Genomic DNA, 3,434 nt, shown 5'->3' on the forward strand with positions numbered 1-3,434 from the left:
ATGCACCGATCCCGTGTAGGAGCTGCCGCAGGCTGCGATCTTTTGATCTTTAGGTTCTGAACCGGCGAACCAACCCATCCAGCTCATTCGACAACCCGGCCAGGCTCTGGGAATCCAGGCGTGCCGAGTTGGCCAGTTCCGCCACCAGTTGCGCATCGCCATGGATCTGGCTGATGTGGCGGTTGATGTCTTCGGCCACTTGGTGCTGTTGTTCCGCCGCCGTGGCGATCTGGGTGTTCATGTCGCGGATCACGTCCACCGACTCGCGGATCTGCCCGAAACTGCTGCGTGCTTCGCCGATGCGGGTGACCGATTGCTGCGACACTTCCAGGCTCGCATGCATTTGCTGGGTCACCTGGCTGGTGCGCTTGGCGAGGTTGCCCAGCAGCCCGTCGATTTCCGCTGTGGAATCAGCCGTGCGCTTGGCCAGCGCCCGTACTTCGTCGGCCACCACCGCAAAACCACGACCTTGTTCACCGGCGCGTGCCGCTTCGATGGCCGCGTTTAACGCCAGCAGGTTGGTCTGTTCGGCGATCGAACGAATGGTCCCGAGGATCGACTGGATGTCGTTGCTGTCGCGCTCAAGCTGTTGCATCGACTGCGCTGACTGCTCGATTTCCTGGCTCAGGCGATCCACGCTGTTTACCGCCGCATCGATCTGTTGCTGACCTTCACGGGCCTGACGCTGGCCGCTGTCCGCCGACTCGGCGGCCTGGCTGCAAGAGCGTGCCACTTCGTTGGCCGTGGCGACCATTTCATGGAACGCCGTGGACACCATGTCCACCGCTTCACGCTGGCGCCCGGCGGCTTCGGCCATGTCGCTGGAAACCTGGGTCGAGCTCTTCGAGGTGGCGAGAATCTTGGTCGCGGCGCCGCCAATGCTTTGGATCAGGCTGCGAATCGCGGTGAGGAACTGGTTGAACCAGTTGGCCAGTTGCGCGGTTTCGTCGCTGCCGCGCACTTGCAGGTTCTTGGTCAGGTCACCTTCACCTTGGGCGATGCCTTCCAGGCCGTCGGCCACGCTGCGGATCGGCCGCACGATGACGCTGGCGAAACTGGCACCGACGATGGCGAAGACCACGGCCAGCACGGCGGCGATGATCGCGATCAACCATGTCAGTTGGGTCGCGGTGCTCATCACGTCGCTTTGCTTGATCAGGCCGATGAAGGTCCAGCCCAGTTGCTCGGACGGCCAGACGTTGGCCATGTAGCGCTCGCCGTTAAGTTCGACTTCGACCAGGCCTTTGCCGGCCTTGGCCAGTTGCGCGTAACCATCGCCGAGGCTGCCGAGGGCTTTGAAGTTGTGTTCCGGTTGCTTCGGATCGACCAGCACGGTGCCGGAGTTTTCCAGCAGCATCAGGTAGCCGGTTTCGCCGAGCTTGATCTGTTTGACCAGTTCGGTGAGCTGCTTGAGCGACACGTCGATGCTGACCACGCCGCCGTTGGTGCCCAGCTTGTTGTCGATGGTGCGTACGGTGCTGACGTAGGACGTATCGTTTTCAGCCCAGTAATAGGCCTCGGTACGGAACGGCTTGCCCGGTTTGGCCTGGGCCGCCTTGTACCACGGACGCTGGCGCGGGTCGTAGTTGGCCAGCTTGGCATCGTCCGGCCACGACACGTAACCACCGGCGGCGGTGCCGAGAATCGCGTAGGCATAGGACGGGTGAGCGTTGCCCAGGTCCTGCAGGAAACCGAAGAGTTTTTTGTCCGCCTCGCCCTGAGGAATGCTGGCGGCGTTGGCGCTCATGTAGGTCTTGAGGCTGTCGTCGGAGTTGGTGATCAGCGGTTGCTTGGCCAGGTACTCGACGTTCTGGCTGATGCCGTCGAAGAACAGTTGCATGGCATTGCTGACCTGACGGATTTCGCGACCGCTGTTGTCGACGAATTCGTCCTTGGCATCACTGCGCAAGTTCAGCACAACGAGGGTGGCGACCAGCACCACGGGCAAGCAGGCGATGATTGCAAACGCCCAGGTCAACTTCTGTTTGATGTTCATCCGCGCTCCAGATTTTCTTGTAGGCCCACGCAGTGCAGATGACTCGCGGTTTTTTGGCAGCCGTAAACGTTTTTTGGTCAACCCGGGTCCATGAGTGCGACATCGCTATTGTTGGTGCTGCGATTGTCGGACAAATCAGTTTGTCACTAAGGACTTCGGCTGTTGTCGGAGGAAATTGAGGCCTGTTCCGAAAAATCCTGCGAACGGTCGTGTCCAGGTGTCAGCTTCTGTCACAAATGCCCATGCAACCCGCGGACAACAAGTGCTTCAGGCTCGGTTATGATCCGGGGCGGACGGGGGATGGAGCGCAGGTTTTCGTGATGAAACCGGCACATTGTGTGCATCTGCAATGTTCATAGGTCGGCACCCCCTCCCCCGATTGGGTGGATTGCCGTATAACGAATGACTTTCGCGTGTTTGGTAATAAAGGACCCACAATAAAAGCTGATGAAGACTCCAAAACGCATTGAACCCCTGATCGAGGACGGTCTGGTCGACGAGGTGCTGCGCCCACTCATGAGTGGTAAAGAAGCAGCTGTTTACGTGGTGCGCTGCGGTAACCAGTTACGTTGCGCGAAGGTCTACAAGGAGGCGAACAAACGCAGTTTCCGTCAGGCGGCCGAGTATCAGGAAGGCCGCAAGGTGCGCAACAGCCGTCAGGCCCGGGCCATGGCCAAGGGTTCCAAGTTTGGTCGCAAGGAAACCGAAGACGCCTGGCAGAACGCCGAAGTGGCAGCACTGTTCCGCCTGGCCAACGCCGGTGTGCGAGTGCCCAAGCCGTATGACTTCCTTGAAGGCGTGCTGCTGATGGAACTGGTGGCCGACGAGTACGGCGATGCCGCGCCGCGTCTGAACGACGTGGTGCTGGAGCCGGACCAGGCACGCGAGTATCACGCGTTTCTGATTTCGCAGATCGTGCTGATGCTGTGTACCGGCCTGGTGCACGGTGACCTGTCCGAGTTCAACGTGCTGCTGACTCCGACCGGCCCGGTGATCATCGACTTGCCGCAAGCCGTGGACGCGGCGGGCAACAACCACGCGTTCAGCATGCTGGAGCGGGATGTGGGCAACATGGCGTCCTATTTCGGCCGGTTTGCGCCGGAGCTGAAAAAGACCAAGTACGCCAAGGAAATGTGGGCCTTGTTCGAAGCGGGCACCTTGCACCCGGCCAGCGTATTGACCGGCGAGTTCGACGAACCGGAAGAGTTGGCCGACGTGGGCGGCATCATGCGCGAGATCGAGGCCGCGCGCCTCGATGAAGAGCGCAAGCAAGCGGCCCGTGCTGCTGATGACGCACCACCCAACAAAGCCGAAGAGCCGCCTCCGCCGTGGATGCAGTGATCGGTTAAAGAAAAACCCGGCTTCGGCCGGGTTTTTTGTGTCCAACTGGCAATCCCCTGTAGGAGCTGCCGAAGGCTGCGATCTTTTGATCTTTGCT

At 60.3% G+C, this 3,434-nt stretch carries 2 protein-coding genes and 1 pseudogene; 1 reads left to right on the forward strand and 2 read right to left on the reverse strand.

Annotation, left to right across the window (positions count from 1 at the left end):
- Positions 1 to 49 precede the first annotated feature (49 nt).
- Both ACW9JC_RS29425 and ACW9JC_RS29430 read right to left on the reverse strand, forming a co-directional pair.
- A complete protein-coding gene (locus tag ACW9JC_RS29425) occupies positions 50 to 817 on the reverse strand; it encodes a methyl-accepting chemotaxis protein (protein ID WP_371920820.1) in 768 nt (255 codons plus the stop codon).
- A gap of 90 nt (positions 818 to 907) precedes the next feature.
- Positions 908 to 1,996 (reverse strand): annotated as a pseudogene (locus tag ACW9JC_RS29430) (cache domain-containing protein); the annotation flags it as partial.
- Positions 1,997 to 2,443: 447 nt separating this feature from the next.
- Here ACW9JC_RS29430 and ACW9JC_RS29435 point away from each other — a divergent pair.
- Complete coding sequence (locus ACW9JC_RS29435; RefSeq protein ID WP_338584549.1) at positions 2,444 to 3,337, forward strand: PA4780 family RIO1-like protein kinase; 894 nt, start codon at positions 2,444 to 2,446, stop codon at positions 3,335 to 3,337.
- Positions 3,338 to 3,434: the final 97 nt, after the last annotated feature.

The organism is Pseudomonas sp. SDO5591_S426, from assembly GCF_054070755.1.